Here is a 5,133-nt window from a genome sequence, read left to right as displayed (position 1 = left end):
CAAAATTTATCAAAAAATGAGGTTTTACATGAAAAACGCAAATATAAGCCGTTTAGGCGGCTTTACGCTGATTGAATTATTAGTGGTTGTACTGATTATAGGCATTTTAGCCGCTATGGCTATGCCGCAATATTTTAAGGCAGTGGAACGCTCCCGCATGACGGAGGCCGTCACGCTCATGGATAGTATTGTTAAAGCCCAACGCCGCAAGTTTATGCAAACCAACCATTATGCGGGAGAGTTTCAGGGGTTAGATGTTTCCCCGAAAGGTGCAAGCGGCGCTCACTACTATACTAAAGGTGACCCTCAGACAGGTGCGGGTGGAAACGGGTTTGATATAGAGCTGACTTCTCGCGATTTTGCTGGCAGTTATGTGGCGGCGTCTCGTGTGTTTGAGGGCCAGGATGAGCACCCTTCATTGCAATACCAATATTACTTGCTACGCGAATATCAGAATGATAATGTCGATTGCGTAGCAATCAACCAAGCCGGCATGGAATTATGCGCGGATTTCTGCGGACTTGATACCCCTGCTGGCCACTGTTGCAATAACGGAAGCACTAGGTTTTGCTCTTCCAGCGGACGATAAACTGAGTACATAAAAAGCCCCGCCTTGCGGCAGGGCTTTATGTTTCAAACAGTTTTGGGATTAAAATTACATTTTAATCCGGCGGGTAATGTGCCCGCGAGTACATAAAAAGCCCCGCCTTGCGGCAGGGCTTTATGTTTAATCTGTCCTAGGATTAAAATTACATTTTAATCCGGCGGGTAATGTTATCTTTGCGGAAACATTCAATCACGTCACCCTCGGCAACGCCTTTGTAGCCTCCAATCAAAATACCACATTCATACCCTTTATCCACTTCTTTTACATCATCTTTGAAGCGTTTAAGCCCTTCTATGCGGCCGCGTGCAATTTCCTGCCCGCCGCGTTTAATGCGCACCTCATAGCCGCGCACCATTTTGCCGCTATCCACCAAAGAGCCGGAAATCAAGCCGGAGCTTAACTTCATAACTTTCTTAATAGTGGCCGAGCCAATCAGCGTTTCCACCACGTCCGGCTCTAACAAGCCTTCCATGGCCGCTTTAATATCTTCCAACAATTCAAAGATAATGGTATACAGGCGGATTTCTATGCCTTCGCGTTCGGCTTCTGCCTGGGCTTTGTTTTCCACGTCCACATGGAAACCGATTACCACCGCATTACTGGCTTTGGCAAGCAAGATGTCGGACTCGTTAATGTTGCCCGGGGCGGATAAGATAATATCTAATTCCACCTCGTCGGACGGAATACGCAACAGCGCGTCTTTAATGGCTTCAATGGAGCCTTGCACGTCCGCTTTTAAGATGATTTGCAACTTTTTAACGCGGTTGCCTTGCTCGTCTTTACCCAAGTTCATTAAAGAAACTTGCTTGCGGTGCGCCTGGCTGTCTTCCTTTTGCGCCAATTTGCGTTTTTCGGCGGCGTAGCGGGCTTCTTTTTCGCTTTCCATAATGTAGAGCGTGTCGCCCACTTGCGGCGGCTCCCCGCTGATGCCCAATACTTCGGCGGGCACGCTGGGGCCGATTTTTTGGTAGCGTTGGGAATTTTCGTCAATGAGCGCGCGGATACGCCCATAGCTGGTTCCCACGATAAACGGGTCGCCTACTTTCATGGTGCCTTTTTGCACCAGTACCGTGGCTACCACACCGCGTTTATTGTCGCGTTTGGATTCCAAAATGACCCCCACGCCCAAGCGGTTCGGGTTGGCTTTTAATTCCATCATTTCCGCTTGCAGGGAAATCATTTCCAGCAGTTTATCAATGTTAATTTTCTTCTTGGCCGAAATTTCTACAAAAATGGTGTTGCCTTGCCATTCTTCCGGCACCAGCCCGCGGGAAGCCAAATCCTGCTTTACGCGGTCCGGATTGGCACCGGGCAGGTCAATTTTGTTAATGGCCACGATAATCGGCGCGCCGGCGGCTTTGGCGTGTTCCATAGCTTCAATGGTCTGCGGCATAATACCGTCGGTGGCGGAAACGACCAACACCACAATATCCGTGGCTTGGGCACCGCGCGCACGCATGGCAGTAAACGCCTCGTGACCGGGGGTATCCAAAAACGTCAGCGAGCCGCGCGGCGTTTTTACGCGGTACGCGCCAATGTGTTGGGTAATGGCGCCCGCTTCGCCCTCGGCCACATGGGAGCTGCGGATAGCATCTAATAAACTGGTCTTACCGTGGTCCACATGGCCCATAATGGTAATAACCGGGCTGCGCGGCTGTAAAGAGGCCGGGTCGTCCTGCTGTTCCATAATGTGCAGGGTTTCCTGGTCCAGTTCTTCTTCGGCCATTTCGGCTTCAAAACCACATTCGCTTAAAATCAACTCAATCATATCTTTGTCTAATCTTTGGTTGATAGTAGCAAATACGCCCAGGCCCATGAGCTTTTTGATAAAATCGTTAATCTTAAAGTTCATTTTTTCGGCCAGTTCTTTGACCGTAGGCGTGCCCACAATGCGGATTTTTTTGGAATCCTTTACCGGGGCGGGCGCTTGTTCCGGCTTGAAATGGCCGTGCCTGTCCAAATGGCCTTGCCCTTGCGGGCGGTTATTGGCCTGCGGGTTCGGGCGCGCCTCTTGGGCGTGCGGCGTGTGAGCCGGGGCCGGTTTGGGCGCTTGAGCCTGCGGTTGGGCCGGTTTTACTTCCGGGCGCGGCGCCGGAGCCGTTTGGGGCTTATCGGCGTGCGTTTCCTGCGGTTTGGGCGTTTGCACGGGGGCCGGTTTGGGCGTTTGCACCGGGGCCGCCGCTTGCACTTTGGCGGGAGCGGCTTTTACCGGGGCGGCTTCCTTGGCGGCCGTTTGCGGCGCAGGCGCGGCTTGCGTTTGGGCGGCCGCTTGCGGCGCGGCGGTTTTTACCGTTTTGTGCGCGGTGCGGTGCGTGGCGGTTTTTTTAGCCGCCGTTTTGGTTTCGCCCGTTTTTTTAGCGGCCGTTTTGCGGGTGGTAGTTTTTTTGGCTACCGTTTTGGTTTCGCCCGTTTTTTTGGCGGCCGTTTTTTTAACCGCAGGTTTTTTGGCGGCTGTTTTCTTTTTAGGAGAGGTGGTGTCTTCTTCGGTATTAGTTGGCTTCTTCGTTATGCTCATCATTTACCTCCCCGGTTTGGGCCTCTTGGGCCTTGGCTTCTTTTTCAGCCAGATATTTTTTAGCGCTTTCAATTACTTTAGCGGCGGTTTTTTCGCCCACGCCTTGCAAGGTGGCTAAGTGTTCCGGCTCTACGGACGCGATTTTGTCAACCGTGGTAAACCCGGCTTTTTGCAACACTTCCGCCATTTTGGGGCCAATGCCTTCCACGTCGGCCAAAGCCGCTTGGATTTGTTCGTTGGCTTCCTTGCCTTCCTGCGCTTTTTGGGATTCGCTCTTTACTTCCAAATTCCACCCGGTCAGCTTGCTGGCCAGTTTGATGTTTTGCCAATCTTTACCGATGGCAATAGCCAGTTGGTCGTCCGGCACAATGATAGTGGCTTTTTTGTCGCTCACGCTTTCCAACTTAACATAGCTGGCTTTGGCGGGGGCAATCGCGTTCATCAAAACGGTGGAAATATCGTCCGAATAATTAATTAAATCAATGCGTTCGCCGGAAAGTTCATTCATAACCGCACGGATGCGGATGCCGCGCATACCCACGCAGGTACCAATCGGGTCAATTTTATGGTCAATGCTGGATACCATTACTTTGGCGCGGAAACCCGGGTCACGCTGGATGTTTTTAATTTCCACAATCCCTTCGCTGATTTCGGGCACTTCCACCTTGAACAATTCTTCCATAAATTTGGGGCTGGTGCGGGACAAAATAACGTACGGCCCACGCTGGCCTTTATCCATTTTGAACGCGGCCGATTTGTAGCGGGAAAGCACCGGGTCATCACCCACGTTGGCCAGGTCGTTCTGGTTCAGCACTTTGGCGATAATGGCTTTTACGCGGGAGCCGTTTACATAGCGTTCTTTTTTAATTTGTTCGCAGTACGGCAAAATGGCTTCCACTTTGCCCAGGTCCACAATAATATCCCGGTCGGAAAATCTCCGCACGGAGCCGGTAATCACTTCGCCTTCGCGGGGTTTGAATTCTTTATAAAAGTTGTCGCGCTCAATGCCGCGCACCTTTTGGATAAGCACCTGTTTGGCAATTTGCGCCGCAATGCGGGAAAAGTCTTCCACGTCCAACGTGTTGGTGACGACGTCGCCCACTTTGGGGTTTTTGGTATAGGCTTTGGCCTGTTCCACGTCCAGTTCCGTTTCCGGGTTGGTGACGGTTTCCACCACCGTTAAGGTTTGGAACGCTTTAATGGAGCCGGCTTCCGTATCAATCTTAGCGCTGATTTGCGCGGTTTTACCCAAGTTTTTGCGCAGGGCGGAAACCAGGGCGTCTTCAATGGTTTTCAAAATATCTTCGCGTTTGATATTTTTTTCTCTTTCAAGGCCTTCCAAGGCCATTACTAAATCTTTTGCTTCCATGGGGGGATAATCTCCTTAATTTAATGAGGTGCCGGAGCTGAATTTTGCCCCGGTACCGGGTTGGCTAGAACTCCAAAACGGGGTCCAGCGTGGCTTTTTTGATGTTATCGTATTCAAAACGGTAGGTGTTGGAACCGTCTGCCAGAGTGAAACCGGTGTCGTCCGCCGCGGTGATGTTCCCGGTAAAAAAACCGAGCCCGTTAAGCGGGGTTTTTAAGATTACTTTTACGCGCTCGTTTACAAAGCGTTTATAGTGGGCCGGCTTTTTAAGCACGCGGTGTACCCCGGGGGAAGATACCTCCAGAATATACGCGCCGTCTATCAGGTTTTCCATTTCCAAAATGGAGTCAATTTTATCGGAAAGTTCGCCGCAGTCGTCCAGCGTGACGCCGCCTTCTTTATCCACAAAAAACTGGAGCAGTTTTTTACGGCCCTGGTTTTGGATGACTAAATCCACCAGTTCCACATTTTGCTGTTCCAGGGCTTTGGCTACGGTTTCTTCTATTGTTTTAGGGTCTCTCATCATAAGCGTAAGTCCTTGCGGGGCGGCTAGGCGCCCTATTAAGTAAAGAGCGGCTTGTTGCCAAGCCGCTCTTTCTAGAACACTCATATCATAACATTTGGGGAGCCGTCTGTCAAATA

At 50.9% G+C, this 5,133-nt stretch carries 4 protein-coding genes; 1 reads left to right on the top strand and 3 read right to left on the bottom strand.

Annotated features, from left to right (window positions below; genetic code table 11):
- Window positions 1-16: 16 nt before the first annotated feature.
- Window positions 17-589 carry a type IV pilin protein gene (locus ACQY18_RS06205; RefSeq protein WP_428039244.1) on the top strand — a complete coding sequence of 191 codons (573 nt, stop codon included), beginning with the start codon at window positions 17-19 and terminating at the stop codon, window positions 587-589.
- A gap of 160 nt (window positions 590-749) precedes the next feature.
- Here ACQY18_RS06205 and infB read toward each other — a convergent pair whose 3' ends face one another.
- The 3 genes from infB to rimP all read right to left on the bottom strand — a co-directional run.
- Window positions 750-3,122, bottom strand: a complete 2,373-nt coding sequence (infB, locus tag ACQY18_RS06200) for a translation initiation factor IF-2 (protein ID WP_428039243.1) — start codon at window positions 3,120-3,122, stop codon at window positions 750-752.
- Window positions 3,097-4,491 (bottom strand): transcription termination/antitermination protein NusA, encoded by a 1,395-nt coding sequence (gene nusA / locus ACQY18_RS06195; RefSeq protein ID WP_428039242.1) that lies wholly within the window; start codon window positions 4,489-4,491, stop codon window positions 3,097-3,099. The genes infB and nusA overlap by 26 nt, the downstream gene beginning before the upstream one ends.
- Before the next feature lie 64 nt (window positions 4,492-4,555).
- The coding region (rimP, locus tag ACQY18_RS06190; RefSeq protein ID WP_428039241.1) for a ribosome maturation factor RimP at window positions 4,556-5,133 on the bottom strand (578 nt) is incomplete at its 5' end.

The organism is Candidatus Avelusimicrobium faecicola, from assembly GCA_900540405.1.
Taxonomy (GTDB): Bacteria; Elusimicrobiota; Elusimicrobia; order Elusimicrobiales; family Elusimicrobiaceae; genus Avelusimicrobium; species Avelusimicrobium faecicola.
The sequence above is the reverse complement of the archived record's forward strand: the minus strand, read 5'-3'. Positions and strand labels throughout refer to the sequence as shown.

Coding starts and splice junctions, on each gene's coding strand:
- ACQY18_RS06205 (WP_428039244.1), top strand. CDS start 17: ATGAGGTTTTACATGAAAAACGCAAATATAAGCCGTTTAGGCGGCTTT.
- infB (WP_428039243.1), bottom strand. CDS start 3,122: ATGAGCATAACGAAGAAGCCAACTAATACCGAAGAAGACACCACCTCT.
- nusA (WP_428039242.1), bottom strand. CDS start 4,491: ATGGAAGCAAAAGATTTAGTAATGGCCTTGGAAGGCCTTGAAAGAGAA.